Source organism: Aeromicrobium sp. CFBP 8757, assembly GCF_014841755.1.
Classification (GTDB): domain Bacteria; phylum Actinomycetota; class Actinomycetes; order Propionibacteriales; family Nocardioidaceae; genus Aeromicrobium.
Map to the genome: position 1 here is coordinate 260,852 of NZ_JACYUM010000002.1, position 23,361 is coordinate 284,212.

Genomic DNA, 23,361 nt, shown 5'->3' on the forward strand with positions numbered 1-23,361 from the left:
CGGCCTCCTGGCGCTGGTCGGTCCGTGCTCGTTCCCGGATGACTCACGCTAGCCGCGCGCCCCGACACGTCCGGTGCGCGACACGCGACGTGTACCGTCGCGGCATGCGCCGTGTCCTCGTCCTCCTGGCGGCCCTCGCGCTGCCGGCCGGGTGCGCGGACGACGCCGAGCCCGCCATCTCCGCGGCGAGGCTGGCGCAGCAGCAGGACCGCGTCGACTCCGTCGCGCAGCGCGTGGTGGGGGCGCTCGTGAGCGGCACGGGCGCCCAGCCGCCGAGCGCCGACAGCCTGGGGCGGGGCCTCTACACGGGCTGCGACAACGGCGATCCCGACGAGGCGGCGTACTTCGTCGACACCTTCGTGACGTACGACGTCCGCCCGCCCGAGCAGGCCGCCGACGACGTGGCGCGGGCGCTGCGCGACAGCGGTCTGGAGGTGTCGACGCTCGAGACGTCGCGCAGCCGGATGCTCGTCGTCGACGGGCTGACGGTCGACGTGTCGTCGCAGGAGAAGCGCGGTGGTTCGGCCGGTCAGAACATCTTCGTCAGCACCGACTGCCTCCGGATCGGCGAGAAGGCCATCGCCGCCTTCAACGCCCGCAACGGCCGCGACGTCCCCGCCCCCTGAGCCCTGCGGTGACCTGGCGACCTGTCGAGGGTCGCGACAGGTCGCTCAGTCACCGCCCCGGGCGGCCGCGGCGACGAGGGCACGGAACAGCCCCGCGTCCTCGCGGGTCTCGGGGTGCCACTGCACCGCGAGCCGGAACCGGTGGCCCGGGTGCTCCATCGCCTCGAGCGTCCCGTCGGCCGCGCGGGCGGCGGGGACGAACCCGGGATGGTCGGCCACCGCCTGGTGGTGGTGGCAGCGCACCGCGCCCGTGTCGCCGATCGCGGCGGCCAGCCGCGTGCCCGGCAGCACGTCGACGTCGACCTCGCCGAACGCGGCCCCGCCCGGCGAGTGCCGGCTCGAGCCGACGACGTCGGGGACGTGCTGCTCGAGCGTCCCGCCGGCGTGGACGGCCATGACCTGCATGCCGCGGCAGATGCCGAGCACCGGCAGGTCGGCCGGTGCCGCGTCGAGCAGCGCGAGCTCCCAGGCGTCGCGGTCCTCGCGCCACGCCGCCGTCCGGGCGTGCGGCTCGGCGTCGTAGCGCGACGGGTCGACGTCCGCCCCGCCCGAGATCAGCAGGCCGTCGAGCCGCGCGACCACGGCGGACGCCGCGGCGGCCGGGCCGGGCGGCAGCAGCACCGGCGCCCCGCCGGCGCGCTCGACCGATCGGGCGTAGGTCGCGGGCAGGACGTCGGCCAGCTCGTCCCAGACGCCCCACCGCGCCTGCTCGCGGTAGGTCGAGATCCCGATCAGGGGCGTCACGGCTGCGTCGCTCACAGCGGGGTGACGTACGCCCCGGAGATGCCGCCGTCGACCAGGAACGTCGACGCCGTGATGAACGACGACTCGTCGGAGGCCAGGAACAGCACGGCGTTGGCCATCTCGACGGGCTCGGCGAACCGTCCGACCGGGACGTGCACGAGCCGCCGCGCGGCCCGCTCGGGATCGGACGCGAACAGCTCCTGCAGCAGCGGGGTGTTGACCGGGCCGGGGCACAGCGCGTTGACCCGGACGCCCTCGCGGGCGAACTGCACGCCCAGCTCGCGCGACATCGACAGCACGCCGCCCTTCGACGCCGAGTACGAGATCTGCGACGTCGCCGCTCCCATGACCGCCACGAACGAGGCCGTGTTGATGATCGAGCCCGACTTCTGCTCCAGCATGTAGGGCAGGGCGGCCTTGCAGCACAGGTAGACGCTGGTCAGGTTGACGTCCTGCACACGCTTCCACGCCTCGAGGTCGGTGTCGAGGATCGAGTCGTCCTCCGGCGGGCTGATGCCGGCGTTGTTGAACGCGATGTCGACCGAGCCGTAGGTGTCCTTCGCGGTCTGGAACAGCGCGTCGACCTGCTCCTTGTCGGTGACGTCGACGTGCACGTAGGTGCCGCCGACCTCCTTGGCGACCTCGGCGCCCTTGGCGTCGTCGAGGTCGCCGATCACGACCTTGCCGCCCTCCTCGGCGAACCGGCGGACCGTCGCCAGTCCGATGCCCGATGCGCCGCCCGTGACGACGGCGGTCTTGCCTGCGATGCGTCCTGCCATGTGATGGTGCCCCTTGCTGGTCGGAGATGTCTCGTCGCTGATGACTACTCGTTCGAAAAGAAGATGTTCTTGACCTCGGTGAACGCGTGCGGGGCGTCGGGCCCCAGCTCGCGTCCGATGCCCGACTGCTTGAAGCCGCCGAAGGGCGTCCAGTAGCGGACCGAGGAGTGCGAGTTGACGCTGAGCGCGCCCGCCTCGACGGCCCTCGAGACGCGCAGCGCGCGCCCGACGTCGCGCGTGAAGATCGAGCCCGACAGCCCGAGCTCGGTGTCGTTAGCGAGCCGCACGGCGTCCTCCTCGTCGTCGAACGGCATGACCGCCACGACGGGCCCGAAGACCTCCTCGCGCCAGATCGGCTGCGTCGGGTCGTCGGCCAGCACGACGGTCGGGGCGAACCAGTAGCCCGGGCCGTCGGGGCGTGCGCCCTCGAACGCGACCTCGGTCGTGTCGACGAGGCCCGCGACGCGCGCGTGCTGCGTGGCCGAGATCAACGGACCCATCTCGCTGCTCCGGTCGGTCGGGTCGAGCACCCTGACGGCCTTGACGGCGGGCTCGAGCAGCGACACGAACTCGTCGTACGCCGAGCGCTGCACCAGGATGCGCGAGCGGGCGCAGCAGTCCTGGCCCGCGTTGTCGAACACGGCGGACGGCGCGGACGCGGCCGCCCTCGCCAGGTCGGAGTCGGCGAAGACGATGTTGGCGCTCTTGCCGCCGAGCTCGAGCGTCACGCGCTTCACCTGGTCGGCGCAGCCGCGCATGATCTGCTTGCCGACCGCGGTCGAGCCCGTGAAGCACACCTTGCGGACGGCGGGGTGCGTCACGAAGCGCTCGCCGACGACCGGGCCGCGTCCCGGCAGGACCGTGAAGACGCCCTCGGGGAGCCCCGCCTCGCGGCCGAGCTCGCCGAGGCGGATCGCCGTGAGGGGGGTCAGCTCGGCCGGCTTGAGGACGACGGTGTTGCCGGCGGCCAGCGCGGGGGCGAACCCCCAGCCGGCGATCGGCATCGGGAAGTTCCACGGCACGATGATGCCGACGACCCCGAGGGGCTCGTGGAACGTCACGTCGATGCCGCCGGCGACCGGGATCTGGTGCCCGGTCAGCCGCTCGGGCGCGGCGGAGTAGTAGTTGAGGACGTCGCGGACGTTGCCCGCCTCCCACGTCGCGTTGCCCCACGTGTGGCCCGCGTTGCGGACCTCGATCTCCGCGAGCTCGTCGACGGAGTCGTCGACGAGGGCCGCGAACCGGCGCAGCAGCCGCGCCTTCTCGCCGGGCGCGACGTCGCGCCACGCCGGGTACGCCGCGGCGGCACGCTCGATCGCCGCGTCGGTCGCGGCCAGGTCGGCCATCTCGACCTCCGCGACGACCTCCTCGGTCGCCGGATTCACCACGCTGTACATGTCACTCACAGATGTCCCTTTCCAGTGTTCTCAACCCACAACCCGACCACGGGGCCGGAGCCCGCCCGCGGGCGACGGCCAGGCGCCCACGCGAAGCGTGGCGGCGACGGAGTCGCCTGCGGGCGGAGCCCGTGCGCCTCAGAGCCGTTCGAAGCCGCGCTTCAGCTCCCAGTCGGTGACGGCGGCGTCGAAGGCCCTGAGCTCGACGTCGGCCATGGTCGTGTAGTGGTCGACGACCTCGTCGCCGAGCACGGCGCGGGCGATCGCGGAGCCGTGGAACGCCTCGCGGGCCTCGCGCAGCGTCGTCGGGACCTTGGGCTTGCCCGACGCGTACGCGTTGCCGGTCTGCTCGGGCTCGAGCTCGAGGCCGTGCTCGATGCCGTACAGCCCGCCGCCGAGCATCGCCGCCAGCGCCAGGTACGGGTTCGCGTCGCCGCCCGGCACCCGGTTCTCGAGCCGCGCGCCGGGCCCGTGACCGACCAGGCGGACGGCGCAGGTGCGGTTGTCGAGGCCCCACGCGATCGCCGTCGGGGCGAACGAGCCGTCCGCGAACCGCTTGTACGAGTTGACGTTGGGCGCGTAGAGCAGCGTGAAGTCGCGCATCGTCGCGAGGATGCCGGCGAGGAACTGGTCGTAGACCGTGCTGCGGGCACCGCCGTCCGGGCCCTCGTCCCAGAACGCGAGCCCGCCGTCGGCGTCGCGCAGCGACAGGTGGACGTGGCACGAGTTGCCCTCGCGCTCGTCGTACTTGGCCATGAACGTCAGGGCCTTGCCGTGCTGCGACGCGATCTCCTTGGCGACGGTCTTGTAGACAGCGTGGTTGTCGGCGGTGACCACGACGTCGTCGTAGAGGAAGCCGATCTCGTGCTGCCCGAAGTTGCACTCGCCCTTGGCCCCCTCGACGTTCATGCCCGCGGCGTACATCGTGTTGCGGATGTCGCGCAGCAGCGGCTCGACCCGCGTCGTGCCGAGGATCGAGTAGTCGACGTTGTACTGGTTCGCGGCCGGCAGGCCCCGGTACTCGTCGCGCCACGCCTGCTCGTACGTCGTGTCGAACAGGATGAACTCGAGCTCGGTGCCGGCCAGGGCGACGTAGCCCGCCTCGGCGGCCTTGGCGACCTGCGCCTGCAGGATCGTCCGTGGCGACTGCACGACCGGGCTGTGGTCGAGCCACACCAGGTCGCACTGGACCATGACGGTCGCGGGCAGGTGCTCGAGCCGGCGGATCGTGTCGAAGTCGATCGCGAACTCCATGTCGCCGTAGCCCTTCTCCCACGAGCTCATGGCGTACCCGTCGACGGTGTTCATGTCGACGTCGACGCTGAGCAGGTAGTTGCAGCCCTCCGTCCCCTGCTCGACCACGACGTCGAGGAAGTACGCGGCGTGCAGGCGCTTGCCCTGGAGCCGGCCCTGCATGTCGGTGAAGGCGACGACGACGGTGTCGACGTGGCCCTCGGCGATCTGCACGCGGAGCTGCTCGAGCGTCAGGAGGTTCTGGTGCCGGGTCATGTCGGTGCCACTTCCGTCCGGGGGTGGGTCTTCTGGGGAGGGGTCGTGCGGGGACGGGTCACAGCAGCCCCCTGAGCAGGGCGGCGGTGTCGTCGCAGTGGCGCTCCATCGTCAGGCGCGCCGCGTCGGCGTCGCGGTCGAGGATCGCCTGCACGATCGCCCCGTGCTGCTCGCGCGAGTGCTCGATGTTGCGGTCGAGCACCGGGATCGCGTCGAGCATGTCGTGCAGGCACATCTGCACCGTCGTGACGGCGTCGAGGGCCATCGGCGACCCCGTCAGGGACGCGATCGCGAGGTGCAGCTGCGAGTCGGCCTGCCGGTGCAGCGCCTTGCTGGTGGCCCGGTCGACCTTGGCCAGGGCCGCGCGCAGCATCGACGTCTGCGCGTCGCCCAGCCCGATCTCGGCGACGGCCTGGGCGGCCCCGGGCTCGACGATGCGGCGGAACTCGAGGGCGTCGAGCAGCTCCTCACGGGGACGCTGGAGCGTGCGCGACCCCGGCTCGTCGGGCCGGTGGTCGACGACGGTGCCCCCGCCCCGTCCGCGCCGGGTCACGACGAGCCCCGCCTCGCGCAGCGCCGCGATGGCCTCGCGCAGGGTCGCCCGCGAGACGCCCATGTGCTCGGCGAGCTCGCGCTCGGGCGGCAGCGTGCTGCCCTGCTCGTATACCCCGAGACGGATGGACGTCGCGAGCCGCTCGACGCACGCCTCGAACGCGTGGTGCCCCCGCACGGGGCGCAGCACCGCGGCCGCGAGGTGCTCGTCCAGCAGGATGTCGCTCACGACGCCCTCCGTCTCCATGGCGGTCTCGAAATCCGGTCTGGTTCCGAACCTTATCTCAGTCCTTGAAGGCGTCGGTGACCGCCGAGTCGATCGTCATCTTCGGGCCCGTGAACCACTTCTTGGCCGACAGCTGCCACCAGATCGCCAGGACGATCAGCGTGCCGCCGGTCAGGATCGGCGCGTAGTTGACGGCGCTCCACGTGAAGTCGTCCGAGAAGATCCAGCCGGCCGGGACGAACGGCAGGATGAAGTAGATCGAGATGATCGCGATCTCGGCGACCGCCAGCAGGTTCATCCACTTGTACTTCTGACCGTTGTTCCAGCTGCCGGGCACGAAGTCGTCGCCCATCCTCCAGCGCAGGAAGATCGGGATCGCGAAGGCCAGGTACAGGCCGATCACGGCGACCGAGGTGACGGCGTAGAAGGCGATCGGGACACCGCCGATGCTCTTGAGCGCCGGCAGCGTGATGATGACGCCGATGACCGCCACGAACGTCACGGCGTTGGCGGGCACCTTCGTGCGGGGGTTGACCTTGGCCCACAGCCGCGAGCCGGGGATCGCACCATCGCGGCTGAACGCGAACGTCATGCGCGACGCGCTCGTCAGGCACGCGACGGCGCAGAAGAACTGCCCGGCCGTCGAGATCGCGAGGATCATGAAGTGCCAGCCCTCGGGCAGCGCCTGGCCGAAGATCACGTCGACCGCACCGAAGCCGTCCGTGACGCCCTGCGGGTCCTGCACCGCGAACAGGAACGCCAGCAGCAGGAGGTAGCCGCCGATCGCCGAGTACGCGATCGAGCGCCAGATGCCCTTCGCCGCGCCCTCCGCGGCACCCTGCGTCTCCTCGGCGAGGTGGGCGGACGCGTCGAAGCCCGTGATCGTGTACTGCGTCAGCAGGAACCCGAGCGGCAGCACGAGGAACCAGTACTTGCCGTCGAGGTAGCCCGAGTTGTTGATGCGCTCGGTGAAGACGAAGTCGATGCTCTGGTGCGAGTCGGGGATGATGACGAGGATCAGGATGACCGCGGCGGCGCCGGCGACGTGCCACCAGACCGAGATGTTGTTGAGCACGGCCAGCAGGTGGCCGCCGTAGATGTTGAGCAGGGCACCGAGGGCGAAGATCACGATGAACGTGATGAACACGCGGGTCAGCGAGTAGCCGTCGGCGTAGCTGCTGCTGATCGTGCTGATCGTCAGGTCGAAGAACGTCGCGCAGCCGTACGCGACGGACGCCGTGACCGCCAGCAGGCCGATGAGGTTGAGCCAGCCCGTGAAGAAGCCCGTCGCGGGGCCGCCCATCTTGGCGGCCCACCAGTAGATGCCGCCCGACGTCGGATAGGCCGACACCAGCTCGGACATCGTGAAGCCGATGATGAGGATGAAGATCGAGATGACCGGCCAGCCCCACGAGATCGCGACGGGGCCACCGTTGTTCCAGGCCTGGCCGAACGTCGTGAAGCAGCCCGCGAGGATCGAGATGATCGAGAACGAGATCGCGAAGTTCGAGAAGCTCGACCAGCTGCGGTTGAGCTCCTGCTTGTATCCGAGCGACGCGAGCAGCTGCTCGTCGTCGTTGAGTTGATCCGCCATGGAGTGCACCCAGCTCTCTGAAGAAGTTGGTGCACGCTACTGCGGTACGACTTCAGACCACAAGAGGTCCGGGGCCCCCTTTTCGTCCCGAATGTGCCGGAAACACGACGGAAATCGCAGCGTCTCCCGCGTCGCACCCCCCGATCCTCGGCCGACGCCGCGGGCGACGGCTGGCGTCGTCAGCGGGTGTGGTCGTCGCGGCGGCGCAGCTCGTCGCGCTCGCCCTTGAGCCGCTTGACCTCGGCGCGACGGCTCTTGAGCCGCATCGTGACGACCGTGAAGCCGATCACGAGCGCCGCACCGATCACGACGCCGATCAGCGTCGCGGCGCGGAACCCTGGGGCGTCGACGTCCATGATGCGCTCGCCGGCGTGCGCCGCGTTGCTGTTGCCGGCCACGACCGACAGCGTCAGCCAGTTCGGGGCCGCGAGTGCGATCGCGACCAGCGCCACGATGCCGCGCCACGTCCAGCTGAAGAAGCCGCGCCGCACCTGCACGAGCAGCAGCAGCGGAACCGCCGTGAAGACGATGCCGTAGAACAGGCCCCACGTCGTGCCGCGCGTGAAGTCGCCACCGACCTGGTCGGCGACGCGCTGCGCCCACCAGCGCGGGAAGAACGCGGCCGACATGAGGTAGACGAGGTACGCGACGCCGATCAGGACGATCGCCAGCACGATGCGTCGCACCCAGCGGTGGGGCGTGACGTCGGGCTGCTCGCGGATGCGGCGCTCGAGGTGGTCGTCCTCGGTCTCGGGGTTGTGGGCGGCCGAGCTCTGGTCGTTCATGGAACTCATGATGGCAGCCGGCGGCGGATCCGCCCGGTCAACCCAGCGCGGCCCGTATCGCCTGCCATTCCGGACCGTCCACGACGCCGTCGACCGCCAGACCGGCACCCGCCTGCACCCGCTCGACGGCGGCGCGGGTGACGGGGCCGTAGAAGCCGTTGCGGTCGGCCGTCGCCAGGCCCAGCGCGGTCTGCAGCACCACGACCGCCTCGGCCGCCCGGCCCGGGGCGATCGACGTCGACGAGTACCGCGCCACGCCCCGCGCGGCGGCCTGGCGCCGGCTGAGCTTCGCGACGGTGCGCCGGCGGATGCTGCCCCGGTCGAGCGATCCCCACGTCGGCTGGTCGAGCGCGCCCGTCATCGGCAGGTCGTGCGCGCGCTGGTGGGCACGCGTCGCGTTCCACGTCGCCCGGTCGAAGCGGGACGTGACGGGCACGCCCAGCAGCGTCTGCGCACGCCGGACCGTCCCGCCGGAGCTGCCGTAGGCGCGGTTGCCCCACGACGTGCGCACGAGCGCCTTGGTCGGCGTCCCGCACCGGGCCGTCCGCGGCGAGCCGGTCGGCGGCGCGTACGAGCCCGCGAACCGCACGCACGGGCCGACGTCGACGACGCCGACCGCGCCGGTCCAGAACGACGTGCTGCCACGGGCCCCGGCCCAGCTGAACGAGACGTGCACGTGATCGGTGTGCGCGTAGCTCTTCCGCCAGCCGGCCTTCGCGTTGTAGACCGACCAGATCTTCTTGTTGTAGATGACGTACATGATGCCGAGGCGGCGCGCGTTGAGCCCGCCGTCGCGGGTCACCCAGGCGATGAAGTCGGCCGCGGCCGCGCGCTCGGCCGGACGTCGGGTGTCGACCATCCAGTCCATCGCGCGTCCCTCGCTGTGCTCCGACAGCCCCTCGGTGCAGCCCCGCGAGATCGACCCGGGTCGTCCGACGCCGTACGTCGAGAGCAGCAGGTCGCGCAGCATCAGCGGGCCGGCCATGTCGACGGGGTTGCAGCTGACCTGCGGCAGGTAGGGCGAGACGGGGTCGACGCCGGCCGGCAGCGGCACCGGCGACGTCAGCCCGGTCGGGGACGACGGCAGCGACACCGGCGGCGACCCCGCCGAGCCCGCCGCGGACGCGGGCGCCTGCATCCCGCCCGCCGCCACGGCCAGCGCGACCAGGACGGGCACGACCCCGCGCACGACACGACTGCGCCCCATGACGTCATCTCCCCACGACGGTGGCCTCTCCCGGGGCCTGCTGCTCCCTGCAGCGACCACCATCGTGCGCCGTCCGGGGCCCCTCTGTCCCGGCATCGGGGGAACTGACGACTCGTCATGACCCTCCGATAGGGTGGAGGCACGCCATGACTGCCCTCTTGACGCTCCATTTCCTTGCTGCAGCGGGGGCGCCTGTCCTCGTCCGGGGCATCGGCCGTCGGGCGTTCCTCGTCCTGGCCCTGGCACCGGCGATCTCGTTCGCGTGGCTGCTGCCCCACGTCCTGCGCATCACCGACGGCGCACCCCCGCACGAGCAGCGCATCGCGTGGATCCCGACGATCGGGCTCGACCTCAACTTCGTCATCACCCCGCTCAGCGGCGTCCTGGCGCTCGTCGTGACGGGGGTCGGGGCCCTCGTCCTCGTGTACTGCACGTGGTACTTCCGCCCCGGCGACACCGAGATCTGGCGGTTCTCGGGCGTCCTGACGGCCTTCGCGGGCTCGATGCTCGGCCTGGTGCTGTCCGACAACGTCTACGTGCTCTACATCTTCTGGGAGCTCACGACGGTGCTCTCGTTCCTGCTGATCGGGCACAACCCCGAGCGCCGCGCCAACCGCCGGGCCGCCGTCAACGCCCTGCTCGTCACGACGTTCGGCGGCCTCGCGATGCTCGTCGGCCTCGTGATGCTGGCCGACGAGGCCGGCAGCCCGCGCCTGCAGGAGATCGTCGCCGCCCGCCCCTCCGGCACCACCGTCACGGTCGCGGTCATGCTGGTCCTGGTCGGCGCGATCTCGAAGTCGGCCCTGGCGCCGTTCCACTTCTGGCTGCCCGGCGCGATGGCCGCGCCGACCCCCGTCAGCGCCTACCTGCACGCCGCCGCGATGGTCAAGGCCGGCATCTTCCTGGTCGCCCTGCTGGCCCCCGCCTTCGCCGACGTGCCCGGCTGGCGGCCGACGCTGATCGTCCTCGGCATCGTCACGATGATCCTGGGCGGGCTGCGCGCGCTGCGCCAGTACGACGTCAAGCTGCTGCTGGCGTACGGCACGGTCAGCCAGCTCGGCTTCCTGATCGCGATGGTCGGGGCCGGCACCCGGTCGGCCGCCTTCGCGGGCCTGGCCCTCGTCTGCGCCCACGGCCTGTTCAAGTCGACCCTGTTCCTGGTCGTCGGCATCGTCGACCGCTCGGTCGGCACCCGCGACCTCCGCGAGCTGTCGGGCATGCGGCAGGCGCGTCCCGTGCTGTTCGTCGTGACGGTCGTCGCGACGGGGTCGATGGCGGGTCTTCCGCCGCTGTTCGGCTTCACGGCCAAGGAGAGCGGCTTCGCGGCCTTCGCCGACCTCGGCGACGACCTCGGGTGGGGCGGCTGGTCGGTCCTCGCCCTGGCCGGGATCGTCGTCGGCAGCATCCTGACGGTCGCCTACAGCGCCCGCTTCGTCTGGGGCATCTTCGCGGTCAAGCCGGGCGCACCGATCTGCATGCCGAAGGACTTCTCGCCGGCGTTCCAGGCCTCGCCCGTCGTGCTCGCGGTCCTGACCGTCGTCGCGGGTCTCGCCGGCCCGTGGTTGACGCCGCGCCTGACGTCGTACGCCGAGACCATGCCGCCCGGCGCGCACGAGGCCGAGCTGACCCTGTGGCACGGCTTCAGCCTGGCGCTGGGCCTGTCGGTCCTGTGCGTCGTGGTGGGCCTGGCGCTGTTCTGGTGGCGCAAGCCCGTCGCCGCGTTCCAGCACGGCGTGGCCGACCGCGTCCGGGTGCCCGACGCCGAGCGCGCCTACTACTGGATCATGCGCGGCGTCGACCGCCTGTCGGTCGAGGTCACGGGCCTGACGCAGCGGGGCTCGCTGCCGATCTACCTCGGCGTGATCCTGGTCGTCCTGATCCTGGTGCCCGGCACGGCGCTGGTCCGCGCGTGGGGCGACATCGCCGTCCGCGGCTCCGACAGCCGCATCCAGCTGGCCGCCGCGGTGCTGATGGGCGGTGCCGCGATCCTCACGGTGCGCTCGCGCCGCCGCCTGCGCGCCGTGCTGCTGGTCGGCATCACGGGCTACGGCACCGCGCTGCTGTTCGTCGCCCACGGCGCCCCCGACCTCGCCCTGACGCAGATCCTGGTCGAGACGTTCCTGCTCGTGACGTTCGTGCTGGTGCTGCGCCGCCTGCCGCCCTTCTTCTCCGACCGCCCGTTCAACGTCGCCCGGTGGGTGCGCGTCGGCATCGGCGTCGCCACCGGCACGGTCGTCGCGGGCTTCGCGCTCGTCGCCGCGAACGCCCGCACGGCCAACCCGATCTCGGAGAAGTTCGCCAAGCCGGCCGTCGAGTACGGCGGCGGCGACAACATCGTCAACGTGACGCTGGTCGACATCCGCGCCTGGGACACGCTCGGCGAGCTCTCGGTGCTGGTCGTCGCCGCGACGGGCGTCGCGAGCCTGATCTTCCTCATCACCGACCGCTCCGGTCGCCCGCGCCGCGCCGAGCCCACCGAGGGCACGGCCCCCAGCGCCAACGGACGCTGGCTGCGCTCGACGCGTCCCGCGACCGACGCCCGCCGCTCGGTGGTCTTCGAGGTCGTGACCCGGCTGATCTTCCACACCGTGATGATCTTCTCGATCTACCTCATGCTGGTCGGCCACAACCTGCCCGGCGGCGGCTTCGCCGGCGGTCTCGTGGCCGGTCTCGCGCTGATGATCCGCTACCTCGCAGGCGGACGCGCCGAGCTCGACGAGGCCGCCCCGATCGACGCGGGCGTCGTGCTGGGCATCGGCCTGGCCGTCGCGGCCCTGTCGGGTCTCATCCCCACGCTGCTGGGCGGCGGCGTGCTGCAGAGCGCGATCGTCGACGTCCACATCCCCGTGCTCGGCACCCTGCACCTCGTGACGTCGGTGTTCTTCGACATCGGCGTCTACCTCGTCGTGATCGGCCTGGCGCTCGACGTGCTGCGCAGCCTCGGCGGCGGCATCGACCAGCAGATCGAGGACGGCGCCGAGGGCGGCGACCCGTCGTCCACGCCCGCCCAGACCCACCCCGTCGTCGAAGGGGGACGCGCATGACCCCCAACCTGCCCCTCGTGATCCTGGTCGGCGTCATGGTCGCCGCGGGCGTCACGCTGGTGCTCGAGCGCAGCCTGACCCGCATCCTGATCGGCTTCGTGCTGATCGGCAACGGCGTCAGCGTGCTGTTCCTCGTCGTGTCCGGTCCCGCCGGCACCGCGCCCATCGTCGGCCTGTCCGACGAGCCCATGAGCGACCCCCTGCCCCAGGCCATGGTGCTCACGGCGATCGTCATCACGCTGGGCGTCACGGCCTTCGGCCTGGCCCTGGCCTACCGCGCCTGGCAGCTGACCGGCCACGACGACGTCCAGGACGACGTCGAGGACGACCTCATCCGTCGCCGGGCCGAGCAGGACGAGACGTCCGTGACGTTCGACGAGGCCGACGCCGCCCTGCCCGACGAGGAGGGCTCCGACGCCCCCCACCACCCCGAGGTCCACGAGGTGCCGGCCACCACGGTGCCCGAAGCCCTCGACGCCGACGACGCTGCGTCGACCAACCGGGCAGGCGAGAAGCCATGAACCAGATCGTGCTCCTGCCCGTCATCCTGCCGCTGCTCGGCGCCGGGCTGTGCCTCGTCTTCGGGCGCTCGGCACGGGCCCAGCGCGTCATCAGCGTCGCGATCCTGGCGCTGGTCGTCACGGTGTCCGCCGTGCTGCTGTACCGCGCCGACCACTTCGGACCGCAGACCGTCAACGTCGGCGGGTGGCCCGCCGACATCGGCATCAGCCTCGTGGCCGACCGGCTGTCGGCCCTGATGCTGCTGGTCTCGACGATCGTGACGCTGTGCGTCCTGCTGTACTCGTTCGGCCAGGGCATCGTCGAGTTCGGGCGCGACGCCCCCCTGTCGGTGTTCCACCCGACGTTCCTGGTGCTGAGCGCCGGCGTCTCGAACGCGTTCCTGTCGGCCGACCTGTTCAACCTGTTCGTGGGCTTCGAGATCCTGCTGGTGTCGTCGTACGTCCTCATCACGCTGGGCGGCACGGGGGCGCGGGTGCGCTCGGGCACGATCTACATCGTCGTCAGCATGATCTCGTCGGTCGTCTTCCTCGTCGCGATCGCGTGCGTCTACGCCGCGACCGGCACCGTCAACTTCGCCGCCCTGTCCGGACGCATCGCCGACCTGCCGCCCGAGGTCTCCAACCTCCTGCAGCTGCTGCTGCTCACGACGTTCTGCATCAAGGCCGCGGTGTTCCCGCTGTCGGCGTGGCTGCCCGACTCGTACCCGACCGCGCCGGCACCCGTCACGGCGGTGTTCGCGGGCCTGCTGACCAAGGTCGGCATCTACGCCATCATCCGCACGCAGACGCTGCTGTTCCCCGAGAACGACCTGCGCACCCTGCTGCTGTGGGCCGCGACGTTCACGATGGTCGTGGGCATCCTGGGCGCCGTCGCGCAGTCCGACATCAAGCGCATCCTGTCGTTCACGCTCGTCAGCCACATCGGCTACATGCTGTTCGGCGTCGCGCTCGGCAGCGCCGCGGGCCTCTCGGGCGCGATCTTCTACATCGCCCACCACATCACGGTGCAGACGACGCTGTTCCTGGTCGCCGGGCTGATCGAGTACCGCAGCAGCACGACCAACCTCGACAAGCTCGGCGGACTGGCCCGGGCCGCGCCGATGCTGTCGGTCATGTTCTTCGTGCCGGCCATGAACCTCGCCGGCATCCCGCCGTTCTCGGGCTTCCTCGGCAAGCTCGCGCTGGTGCAGGCCGGCGTCGACGACCACCGCTGGCTGTCGTACGTCGCGGTCGCGGCCGCGATCGTCACGAGCCTGCTGACGCTCTACGCGATCGCGAAGGTCTGGAACCGCGCGTTCTGGCAGCCCGCCGAGGACGCCGAGGCCCTCGGCGCCGACTCCCACGGCGGCTCGATGCACGGCCGCTCGGGCGTCTCGACCAAGACCGAGCGCACCAGCACCTGGAAGGTCACCGACGACGGCGAGCAGCGGCTGCCGCTCGGCATGGTCGTTCCGACGATGATGCTGGTCGCCTGCTCGATCGCGCTGACCGTCGTCGCCGGGCCCCTGCTGGCGTTCACGGCCCGCGCCGCCGACGAGCTGCAGGGCCGCAGCGCGTACATCGTCGCGGTGCTGGGAGGTGGTGGATGATGCAGGCGTTCGGACGCGGCGTGCTGGGCCGGTTGCCCGTCGTCGTCACCCTCACCGTCGTGTGGGTGCTGCTGTGGGGCAACGTCGGCCCGCTGACCGTCCTCGGCGGCGCCCTGGCCGCGCTGCTGGTCATGACGGTGTTCCCGTTCCCCGCCGTCATGTGGAAGGGGCGCTTCCGCCCGCTGCCGGCCCTCCGCCTCGTCGTGACGTTCGTGGCCGACCTGCTGATGGCGAGCGTCCAGGTCGCCTGGATCGCGATCCGCCCGCAGGCTCCCCCGCGCAGCGCCGTGATCCGCGTGCAGATGGCGACGCGGTCGGAGCTCCTGCTCACGATCACGGCCGAGCTGATCTCGCTGGTGCCCGGCTCGCTGCTGATCGAGCTCGACAGCCGGCGCGGCCTCATCTGGCTGCACCTGCTCGACGGCAGCACCCCCGAGAAGGTCGAGCTCGCCCGCAGCAAGGCCCTCGCTCAGGAGCGACGCGTCATCGCGGCGCTCGGATCCGATCCCGAGGTCGTCGCCTGCGGGCAGGACGCAGGAGCGCACCCATGACCGTCGTCGGAACCATCTGCGTCGTGCTGCTGTCGATCACGGGCGTGCTCTGCATCGTCCGCATCGTCCGCGGCCCCACGATGCTCGACCGCACCGTCGCCGCCGACGTCTTCGTCGCCGCGAGCGCTGGAGCGATCGGCATCGAGGCGGCCGTCGAGCGGCACGGCACGACCCTGTCGATCCTCGTCGTCCTGGCCCTCGTCGGCTTCCTGAGCTCGGTCAGCATCGCTCGGTTCGCCGCGCCCGACACCGACCGCCGCGCCTACGACGCCGAGCCCACCGACCCCGACCACGGCCCCGAGGGCGTCGGCGACGGCGACCAGCCCGTCGACCCCGACCAGCGGGGGGTGGCACCGTGATCGACGTCCTCGCCGGCATCCTGCTCGTCTCCGGCTCGCTGATGGCCACGATCGCCGCGATCGGCATCGTCCGGTTCCCCGACGTGCTGAGCCGCATGCACGCCGCGACGAAGCCGCAGACCGTCGGGCTCCTGCTGATCCTGGCCGGGCTCGCGCTGCGCCTGCGCGACCTGTCCGACATCACGATCATCGTCCTGATCGCCCTGTTCCAGCTGCTGACCGCCCCGGTGTCGGCGCACATGGTCGGTCGGGCGGCGTTCCGCACCGGTTTCGCGCGCCGCGACGACCTGACGGTGTGCGAGTTCGACGCCGACGGCGAGTGGGACACCGAGGACGACGGCGCCCCCGGAAGCCCGACCCGATAGGTTCGAGACGTGCGCATCGCCACCTGGAACGTCAACTCCATCCGCAGCCGCATCGATCGCGTGACCGCCTTCCTCGAGCGGCACGACATCGACGTGCTGGCCATCCAGGAGACCAAGTGCCGCGAGGACCAGTTCCCCGGGCTCGAGCTCTCCGCGATGGGTTACGAGTACGCCCACCAGGGCCTGAGCCAGTGGAACGGCGTCGCGATCGTCTCCCGCGTCGGGCTCGACGACGTCGCGACGCAGTTCGCCGACGACCAGCCGACGTTCGGTGACCCCGAGGTCGTCGAGGCCCGCTCGATCGGCGCGACGTGCGGCGGCGTGCGCGTCTGGAGCTTCTACGTGCCCAACGGCCGCGAGCTGGGACACCCCCACTACGACTACAAGCTCGCGTGGCTCGAGCGGCTGCGTCAGGCGTCGGCCCAGTGGCTCGCCGACGACCCCACGGCGCAGATCGCGCTCACGGGCGACTGGAACGTCATCCCGACCGACGACGACGTCTGGGACGTGACGGCCTTCGAGGGCAGGACGCACGTCTCGCAGCCCGAGCGCGACGCCTTCAACGCCGTCGTCGACGCGGGATACGCCGACGTCGTCCGCCCGCACGCCCCGGGGCCGGGCGTCTACACGTACTGGGACTACCAGCAGCTGGCGTTCCCGAAGAAGCGCGGGCTGCGCATCGACTTCGTCCTGGCCTCGCAGGCCCTCGCCGCTCGCGTCGACACCGCGTGGATCGACCGCGAGGAGCGCAAGGGCAAGGGCGCGAGCGATCACGCCCCCGTCGTCGTCGAGCTCGTCGGCGAGCCGTGACGCCCATGACGACCCCTCACCACGGCGTGCCCCCGCACCTGGCCGACCTCGCCGACTCGGGCGTCGTCTCGAGCGCGCGGCTCGCGGCGACCCTGCTGCGCTACGAGTACGACGGCGGCGAGGAGATGCTCGCCCGCGCGGCGTCCCGGGGGCACTACGGCGTCGACGAGCTCGCCGGCATGGCGGCCGAGGCGACCGCCGGGCGCGCCCCGAGCGACGAGGTGCTCGCGCCGCTGCACGGGCCGTCGCTGTACGGCTTCGCCTACCTGATGCTGGGCCGCGCGTTCGGCACCGACGGCAACTTCCGCACCGCCGCCGACCTGTTCGCGCTGGCCCGCACGATCGCCGACCGCGACGGCAACCCGTACGAGTACGACCGGCAGGACGTCCAGGCCCACCTGGCGGTCGGCCGGGCCGACTACGTCCGCCGCCACACGTCGCAGGCGACGCCCGACGTCCGGACCAACAGCGCCGAGTCCTGGTACCACTGGGCCGTCAACCTCGACCTGATCAGCCCGTTCCGCGGCGTCGAGCCGGCCCCGCTCGAGACGTGGCAGGAGCGGTTCAACGCGCCGTTCGTCGAGCGCGGCCTCGACCCCGTGCGCTTCGAGGCCACCGACAGCCCGTTCGACACCGTCCGGACGGACGCCCCCGCCGGATCGGTCGACGGCCCGCTCATCAGCATCGTCATGCCGGTCTGGTCGCCCACCGAGAGCCTGATCACGGCGACCCGGTCGATCCTCGAGCAGACGTGGGCGAACCTCGAGGTCATCCTCGTCGACGACCACAGCCCCGCCGGCTTCGAGGACGTCTTCGAGCGGGCCACGGCCCTCGACGAGCGGGTCAGCTACCACCGCATGCCGGTCAACGGCGGCGCGTACCGGGCCCGCAACCACGGCCTGTCGATCGCCCGCGGCGCGTACCTCGGCATCCAGGACGGCGACGACTGGTCGCACCCCCGCCGGCTCGAGCGCCAGATGGCCGAGTTCGCCGACCCGCAGGTCGTCGCGACGCTGTCGAAGGCCATCCGCCTGCACACCGATCTCTACATCACCCGGGTCGGCTCGCTGGCCTTCGCGCACAGCGCCCCGTCGCTGCTGATGAAGCGCGAGGTCTTCGACGAGCTCGGACCCTTCGACCTGATGCGCAAGGGCGCCGACACCGAGTACATCGAGCGCATCGCGACGGTCCACGGGCTGAAGAGCATCGTGAACCTCAAGGTGCCGCTGTCGCTGTACCAGCTGACCGGCGGCTCGCTGTCGCGCGAGGACTTCCGGCCCAGCTGGCACCGCCCGGCGCGGGCGACTTACCACTCGGCGTTCCGCCACTGGCACGCCAAGATCGCGGCGGGCGAGACCTCGCCGCACTCGTCGAACCCGGACGGCAGCCGCGCCTTCCCCGCACCGCCCGACATGGAAGGCGTCGACTACGCCGATCTCGCGCCCGACGTCGTCGTGCTGACCGATCCGCGTCCCGGCCCCCTGGCACACGCGGGCGCGGCCGACGAGGTCGCCGCGATCGCCGCGTCCGGCCTGACGGTCGGCGTCGCGCGGGCGGACGCCCTGCGGTTCGCGTCGCGTCAGCGCCACTACCCGCGGGCCGACCTGCTCGAGCTGATGTACCGCGGGGTCACCGACTGGGCCCTGCTCGGCGCCCCCATGACGCCCACGGTGCTGCTGGTGCGCGACGTCGACCTGCTGGCCCTGCCCCGCTCGGCCGACGCCGTCGCGATGCGACCCCGGTCCGTCGCGGTGGTCGCCGACCGGCTGCCCGTGACCGGCACGGCCCCGCGCGTCTCGTGGGACCCGGTCCACGTCGAGTCGGTCGTGCGCACGATGTTCGACGTCGACGTGCAGTGGCTGCCCGCGACCACCGAGATCGCCGACGCCATCACCGCGTCGGGCGCGACCGGCGTCGTCCGTCCCCCGCGTCCGATGCAGGTCGTCCGCCCCGCGCGCTTCCCCCGACGGCTGCTGCCGGGTGCCCCGGTCGTCGGCGTCGTCGACCCGGCGACCGAGGCGCTCGAGGTCGCCGACCGCCGGCGTCTCGCCGCCGCGCTCCCCCGCGACGCCGACGTCCGCGTGCTCGAGGGAGACGCCCGCGGCCGCGTGCGCGCCGACGCCCTCACGTTCTCGACCGGCACGATCGACACGACCGCCTTCCTCGACCTGTGCGACGTCGTGATCGTGCCGCCGACCCGCGTCGGGGGCGCGACGCTGCTGCGTCCGGCCCTCGAGGCGATGGCACGCGGCTGCGTCGTCGTCGTCGACCCCGCCCTGCGTCCACTGCTCGGCGAGGCCGCGCTCTACCTCGACGATCCCGACGTGGCCGCGACGATCGAGCGGCTGACGGCCGACCCCGCCCTCTACGCCGCGCAGCAGGGCCGCTCGCTGGGCTTCTGCGAGACTGAGCTGGCACCCGCGACCTTCGCCGCGTCCGTCGCGGCCCTCACCACCCCGACCGACACAGGAGTCCGATGAGCACCTGGCAGCGCACGGCACGATCGCTCGTGCGACGACTGATCGCCGAACGCACCCTCGTCCTGGTCGGGGCGACCGCCGTGCTCGTCGTGATCGGCGTGATCGGCACGGTCTTCGACGGGTACGACCTCACGCTGCTGTGCGTCCTGGCGCTGCAGGCCGTCATCGTCGGCTACCTGCTGACCTCGCCCGGCGAGGAGGCCGGCGGCGCAGGCGCAGCCGGTGGACCGGACGACCTGCGCGAGGCCGTCGACCGCTCGTCGGCCCGCACCCTGACCGATCTCGCGCACGCGCGGCAGTCCATCCTCGACGCGATCGCCGAGATCGAGGCCAAGGGCAGGTGAGCGTCGAGCCCGTCCGCCTGATCGCGGCCAGCCTGCACGGGCTCGACGTCGTCGACGGCGGACGCACCCTGCGCCTGACCGGCACGTGCCGGCGTCCCGGCACGGACGGCGACGCGCCGGCCGACCAGACCCTGCTGCTGCACTGGCTGCGTCCCGACGGCACCCGCGAGCTCACCGTCGTGACCGAGCCGCGCCTGCGCCACGAGGACGGCGCCGACCGCTGGACGGGGTTCGTCGCCGACGTGCCGATCGACGAGGTACCGCTCGGCACGACGGGCCTGGAGGTCTCGCTCGACTCGTCCGTCGTGCCCGTCGGCGCCGCACCCGGGTCGCTCGCGTCGTCGCGTCCGCTCGTGACCCACGAGCGTCGCCTGCAGCTGTTCCCGTCGCCCACGGAGCACGCCGAGTTCGTCGCGCAGCCCGGTGCGACGCCGCTCGCGGGGCTGCGCTGGCGGGCCGGCCTCGTGCTCCGCACGCTCAAGGACGTCGTCAGGCGCCGTCCGTTCGCCTTCGTCCAGCCCCTGCGGGTGCTGACGTGGCCGCTGTTCCGCGGGCGCGAGATCTGGCTCGTCGGCGAACGGGCCGACACCGCACGCGACAACGGCTACCACCTGTTCACGCACCTGCGCCGCGAGCGCCCCGACGTCCGCGCGTACTACGTCCTCGACCCCTCGAGCGACCGGTTCGACGAGCTCAGCCGGCTCGGGAACGTCGTGGCGCACTCGTCGCTGCGGCACCGGCTGCTGATGGTGCACGCGACGGTGCTCGCCAACGCCTACTCGATCAAGCACATGGTGCCGTCGCAGTGGCCCAAGCAGCACTACATGCGCCAGCTCGGCTGGCGCACGGGCGCGTACCGCGTCTACCTCAAGCACGGCATCAACGACAAGACCACCGACGTCCGGCGACGCACGGGCGGGTACGACCTCTACCTGACCGCCAGCGCTGCCGAGACCGCCGCCATCCGTCACACGTCGGGCTACGACCGACAGGTCGTCGAGACGGGCCTGCCGCGCTACGACGCCCTCGTGCCGACGCCACCCAGCCGCACGATCCTGTTCATGCCGACGTGGCGGCGCTACCTGGCACCCGAGCTCTACACGACCGAGCTGCTGACCAAGGGCGCCACGGGCGAGGTGCCGTTCGAGGGCTCGAACTACCAGCGGTTCGTCGACGACCTGCTGCGCAGCCCCCGCCTGCACGACCTGCTCGAGCAGCACGACCACCGCTTCGAGCTCATGCCGCACTACAACCTGATGGCGCAGTACGCGGGCGCCGCACCCGTCGGCGACCGGGTCGAGATCCTCGACGGCGGGGCGTCCGACATCCAGGACGTCATGCGCCGGTGCGACCTGTTCCTGACCGACTACTCGTCGGTGCACTTCGACCTGGCCTACCTCGGCACCCCGCTGGTCTACACGCACTTCGACCGCGAGGAGTTCGGCGCGGGCCACGCCGAGCCGTCGTGGTTCGACCACGAGCGCGACGGCTTCGGGCCCGTGACGCACGACGTCGAGTCGACGATCGACGCGATCGAGGCCTACCTGCTGGGCGACCGTCGACGTCCCGACGTCTACGAGCAGCGTGCCCGGGAGGCCTTCACGTTCCACGACCGCGACAACTCGCGGCGGGCCGTCGCGGCGATCGAGGCGCTGGTCGGGAGCCGCGGCATCTCGTAGCAGCGGCCGACGGCTACGGCGTCTCGATCGTCCGGCCGAAGGCCCCCTCGGACGCGTCGTACAGCGCCGCGGCCAGCTGGGGCTCGGCCGAGTCGATGAACGTCTTCGTCAGGTGCGTGCCCTGGCGGTACACCAGGACGTTGCCGATGACCGCCGCGCACCGGTCGTCGTCGGGGCAGATCGTCGACGTCATGTCGATGATGCCGACGCCCGGCACCTCGGCCGCGGCCATCCGCTGCGCCTCGGCGCCCGACGCCTGCACGGCTCCCGCGAGCTCGAACGAGCAGCTCGAGAGGTCCTTCGGCGCCGCCGCGACGCACTCGTACACCGGCGCGTTGGGCGGCGCGGGGTTGTCGAGCAGCGTCACCAGCGGGATGCCGGCGTCGGTGATCCGGCGCCAGTAGCTCGTCAGCCCGTCGACCAGGGCCTCCTGCGTCGAGTCGGCGTCGTCGGTGCGCCCCGGCGGCAGCGCGTCGGTGAAGCGGTGCGACTCGATCACGAGATCGGGCTTGAGGTCGAGGACGTCCTGCAGCACCGCGCGCCCCCAGGCACGGCAGTCGTCGCGGTTGTCGCGGGCGAACTCGACGTCGGCGAACGTGCACGCCGACTTGGTCAGCTGCACGAGCCGCCAGCCCTCGCGCTCGGCCATCGCGGCGAACGTGGGCTGCCACTGCGCCATCTTGGAGTCGCCCACGATCACGACGGTGCGCCGGGCCGAGGCGTCGCCGTAGATGCAGGGCTTGGGGGTCGCGTCGCCGTCCGAGACCTGGCAGCCCGAGCCGTCGTCGTAGAACGCGGGACGGTCGTCGACCGCCTCGGTCGCGAGCGGGCGCATGCGCTCGACCTCGCGGATCGCCGACCAGTCGACGTCCTTGTTCGCGGGGTCGAGCAGCGCCGCGGCACCCGGGCTCGCGGCGCGGTCGGCCTCCGTCACGCCGCCGGCGGTCGCCGAGACACCCAGCCCCCAGCCGACGCCCACGCCGACGGCCGTCAGCGCCAGGCCCATGCCGATGGCCCGGCCGTTCGGGCGGAAGAACGTGCCGAACCGGATCGGGTTCTCGATGAACCGGAAGCTCAGGTAGGCCGGGACGATCGACAGCACCGCGAGCAGGACCGTCCAGCGCAGCTGCAGATCGGGGAACCGCGCCTCGGCGGCGACCAGGATCGGCCAGTGCCACAGGTAGATCGAGTACGAGAGCCCGCCGATGAACACCATGGGGCGCAGGCTCAGCAGGCGCTGCGGCGACCCGGGGGTCTCGCGCAGGCCGCTCGCGATCATGAGCGCGGCACCGATCGTCGGCACCAGCGCGACGGCCCCCGGGAACGCGGGGGTCGTCTTCTCGAAGACCAGCACGCCGTAGGCGATCAGCCCGATGCCGACCCACCCGCCGGCGGCGCGCACGGTGCCCGGGACCCGGGCGACCCGCTCGGCCGACAGCGCGAGCAGGGCCCCGATGCCGAGCTCCCAGATGCGCGTCGTCGAGATGAAGTACGCCGTCTGGGGGCTGCTGGCGGTGTGCGCGACCGACCACGCGAACGAGACCGTCGTGACGAGCCCGAGGACGACGAACGAGACGTTCTTCCAACGCCGTGCCGCGAGCACCGCGACGATCAGCATCAGGATCGGCCAGATGACGTAGAACTGCTCCTCGACCGCCAGCGACCAGTAGTGCTGCACGGGCGACTCGCCGATGTCCTCGGCCTGGTAGTCGACGCCGCGGGCCGCCAGTCGCCAGTTCACGACGTACAGGGCCGCCGAGACGATGTCGCCACCGAAGTCCTTGCGCTGCGTGATCGGCAGGTACAGGTACGTGACGAGGGCCGAGAAGACCAGCACCGTCGCGCTGGCCGGCAGCAGCCGCTTGACCCGCCGGGCCCAGAACGTGCTGAGGCTGACCCGTCCCGACCGGGTGATCTCGCGGGCCAGCAGGCCCGTGATCAGGAAGCCCGACAGCACGAAGAAGATGTCGACGCCGATGAAGCCGCCGGCCAGGAACGGCACGCCCGCGTGGGCCAGCAGCACCGAGCCGACCGCGATCGTGCGCATGCCCTCGATGTCGAGGCGGATCGTGCGACCGTGGTCGGGCCGGGTCAGGGTCGTCCCGCCGGTACCGGCGGACGAGCCGCGGTGCTGTGCGGTCGACATGACGTTCCTCCCATCGGCGCTCACGGTGGCGGCGGGGCCCGACAGGCCCACGAC

20 protein-coding genes are annotated in these 23,361 nt (G+C 71.8%); 11 read left to right on the top strand and 9 right to left on the bottom strand.

The features are described 5' to 3' along the window. Nucleotides 1–104 precede the first annotated feature (104 nt). Complete coding sequence (locus tag IFT73_RS08180) at nucleotides 105–626, top strand: hypothetical protein (protein WP_192167203.1); 522 nt, start codon at nucleotides 105–107, stop codon at nucleotides 624–626. Nucleotides 627–671: 45 nt separating this feature from the next. On the opposite strand, the gene IFT73_RS08185 is transcribed toward IFT73_RS08180, so the two are convergent. The 8 genes from IFT73_RS08185 to IFT73_RS08220 all read right to left on the bottom strand — a co-directional run bounded on the left by IFT73_RS08185 (nucleotide 672) and on the right by IFT73_RS08220 (nucleotide 9,419). Beyond that, nucleotides 672–1,385: a gamma-glutamyl-gamma-aminobutyrate hydrolase family protein gene (locus tag IFT73_RS08185; protein ID WP_192167204.1), complete on the bottom strand. Its 714-nt coding sequence runs from the start codon at nucleotides 1,383–1,385 to the stop codon at nucleotides 672–674. Further along, nucleotides 1,382–2,149 (bottom strand): 3-oxoacyl-ACP reductase, encoded by a 768-nt coding sequence (locus IFT73_RS08190; protein ID WP_192167205.1) that lies wholly within the window; start codon nucleotides 2,147–2,149, stop codon nucleotides 1,382–1,384. The genes IFT73_RS08185 and IFT73_RS08190 overlap by 4 nt, the downstream gene beginning before the upstream one ends. Before the next feature lie 44 nt (nucleotides 2,150–2,193). After that, a complete protein-coding gene (locus tag IFT73_RS08195; protein WP_192167437.1) occupies nucleotides 2,194–3,546 on the bottom strand; it encodes an aldehyde dehydrogenase in 1,353 nt (450 codons plus the stop codon). A gap of 138 nt (nucleotides 3,547–3,684) precedes the next feature. Beyond that, nucleotides 3,685–5,055, bottom strand: a complete 1,371-nt coding sequence (locus tag IFT73_RS08200; RefSeq protein WP_192167206.1) for a glutamine synthetase family protein — start codon at nucleotides 5,053–5,055, stop codon at nucleotides 3,685–3,687. Nucleotides 5,056–5,113: 58 nt separating this feature from the next. Further along, nucleotides 5,114–5,836: a FadR/GntR family transcriptional regulator gene (locus IFT73_RS08205; RefSeq protein ID WP_371811203.1), complete on the bottom strand. Its 723-nt coding sequence runs from the start codon at nucleotides 5,834–5,836 to the stop codon at nucleotides 5,114–5,116. A 55-nt stretch (nucleotides 5,837–5,891) separates the two neighbouring features. After that, on the bottom strand, nucleotides 5,892–7,427 hold the full coding sequence (locus IFT73_RS08210) for an amino acid permease (RefSeq protein ID WP_192167208.1): 1,536 nt from the start codon (nucleotides 7,425–7,427) through the stop codon (nucleotides 5,892–5,894). A gap of 179 nt (nucleotides 7,428–7,606) precedes the next feature. Next, the gene (locus tag IFT73_RS08215) at nucleotides 7,607–8,212 is read right to left on the bottom strand and encodes a hypothetical protein (RefSeq protein ID WP_192167209.1); all 606 of its coding nucleotides are present in this window, start codon (nucleotides 8,210–8,212) and stop codon (nucleotides 7,607–7,609) included. Between the two features lie 37 nt (nucleotides 8,213–8,249). Further along, nucleotides 8,250–9,419 (bottom strand): peptidoglycan-binding protein, encoded by a 1,170-nt coding sequence (locus tag IFT73_RS08220; protein WP_192167210.1) that lies wholly within the window; start codon nucleotides 9,417–9,419, stop codon nucleotides 8,250–8,252. 146 nt (nucleotides 9,420–9,565) lie between these two features. Between IFT73_RS08220 and IFT73_RS08225 the strand changes: the two genes are divergently transcribed. Genes IFT73_RS08225 through IFT73_RS08270 form a run of 10 tightly spaced genes read left to right on the top strand, consistent with a single transcriptional unit; the run spans nucleotide 9,566 to nucleotide 21,161 of the window. Continuing rightward, a complete protein-coding gene (locus IFT73_RS08225; protein ID WP_192167211.1) occupies nucleotides 9,566–12,463 on the top strand; it encodes a Na+/H+ antiporter subunit A in 2,898 nt (965 codons plus the stop codon). Further along, complete coding sequence (locus tag IFT73_RS08230) at nucleotides 12,460–12,984, top strand: Na(+)/H(+) antiporter subunit C (protein ID WP_192167212.1); 525 nt, start codon at nucleotides 12,460–12,462, stop codon at nucleotides 12,982–12,984. The genes IFT73_RS08225 and IFT73_RS08230 overlap by 4 nt, the downstream gene beginning before the upstream one ends. Beyond that, nucleotides 12,981–14,573: a Na+/H+ antiporter subunit D gene (locus IFT73_RS08235; RefSeq protein WP_192167213.1), complete on the top strand. Its 1,593-nt coding sequence runs from the start codon at nucleotides 12,981–12,983 to the stop codon at nucleotides 14,571–14,573. The genes IFT73_RS08230 and IFT73_RS08235 overlap by 4 nt, the downstream gene beginning before the upstream one ends. Continuing rightward, nucleotides 14,570–15,124: a Na+/H+ antiporter subunit E gene (locus tag IFT73_RS08240; protein WP_192167214.1), complete on the top strand. Its 555-nt coding sequence runs from the start codon at nucleotides 14,570–14,572 to the stop codon at nucleotides 15,122–15,124. Before IFT73_RS08235 ends, IFT73_RS08240 begins: the two co-directional genes overlap by 4 nt. Next, a complete protein-coding gene (locus IFT73_RS08245) occupies nucleotides 15,121–15,483 on the top strand; it encodes a monovalent cation/H+ antiporter complex subunit F (protein ID WP_192167215.1) in 363 nt (120 codons plus the stop codon). Before IFT73_RS08240 ends, IFT73_RS08245 begins: the two co-directional genes overlap by 4 nt. Further along, a complete protein-coding gene (gene mnhG, locus IFT73_RS08250) occupies nucleotides 15,480–15,848 on the top strand; it encodes a monovalent cation/H(+) antiporter subunit G (protein ID WP_082555925.1) in 369 nt (122 codons plus the stop codon). Before IFT73_RS08245 ends, mnhG begins: the two co-directional genes overlap by 4 nt. A gap of 9 nt (nucleotides 15,849–15,857) precedes the next feature. Continuing rightward, nucleotides 15,858–16,658 carry an exodeoxyribonuclease III gene (locus IFT73_RS08255; protein ID WP_056602998.1) on the top strand — a complete coding sequence of 267 codons (801 nt, stop codon included), beginning with the start codon at nucleotides 15,858–15,860 and terminating at the stop codon, nucleotides 16,656–16,658. A gap of 5 nt (nucleotides 16,659–16,663) precedes the next feature. Next, nucleotides 16,664–19,138 (top strand): glycosyltransferase family A protein, encoded by a 2,475-nt coding sequence (locus IFT73_RS08260; protein ID WP_192167216.1) that lies wholly within the window; start codon nucleotides 16,664–16,666, stop codon nucleotides 19,136–19,138. Then, nucleotides 19,135–19,482, top strand: a complete 348-nt coding sequence (locus tag IFT73_RS08265) for a hypothetical protein (RefSeq protein ID WP_192167217.1) — start codon at nucleotides 19,135–19,137, stop codon at nucleotides 19,480–19,482. The genes IFT73_RS08260 and IFT73_RS08265 overlap by 4 nt, the downstream gene beginning before the upstream one ends. Continuing rightward, on the top strand, nucleotides 19,479–21,161 hold the full coding sequence (locus tag IFT73_RS08270) for a CDP-glycerol glycerophosphotransferase family protein (RefSeq protein ID WP_192167218.1): 1,683 nt from the start codon (nucleotides 19,479–19,481) through the stop codon (nucleotides 21,159–21,161). Before IFT73_RS08265 ends, IFT73_RS08270 begins: the two co-directional genes overlap by 4 nt. Before the next feature lie 13 nt (nucleotides 21,162–21,174). On the opposite strand, the gene IFT73_RS08275 is transcribed toward IFT73_RS08270, so the two are convergent. Beyond that, nucleotides 21,175–23,307: an acyltransferase family protein gene (locus IFT73_RS08275; RefSeq protein ID WP_192167219.1), complete on the bottom strand. Its 2,133-nt coding sequence runs from the start codon at nucleotides 23,305–23,307 to the stop codon at nucleotides 21,175–21,177. Nucleotides 23,308–23,361 lie beyond the last annotated feature (54 nt).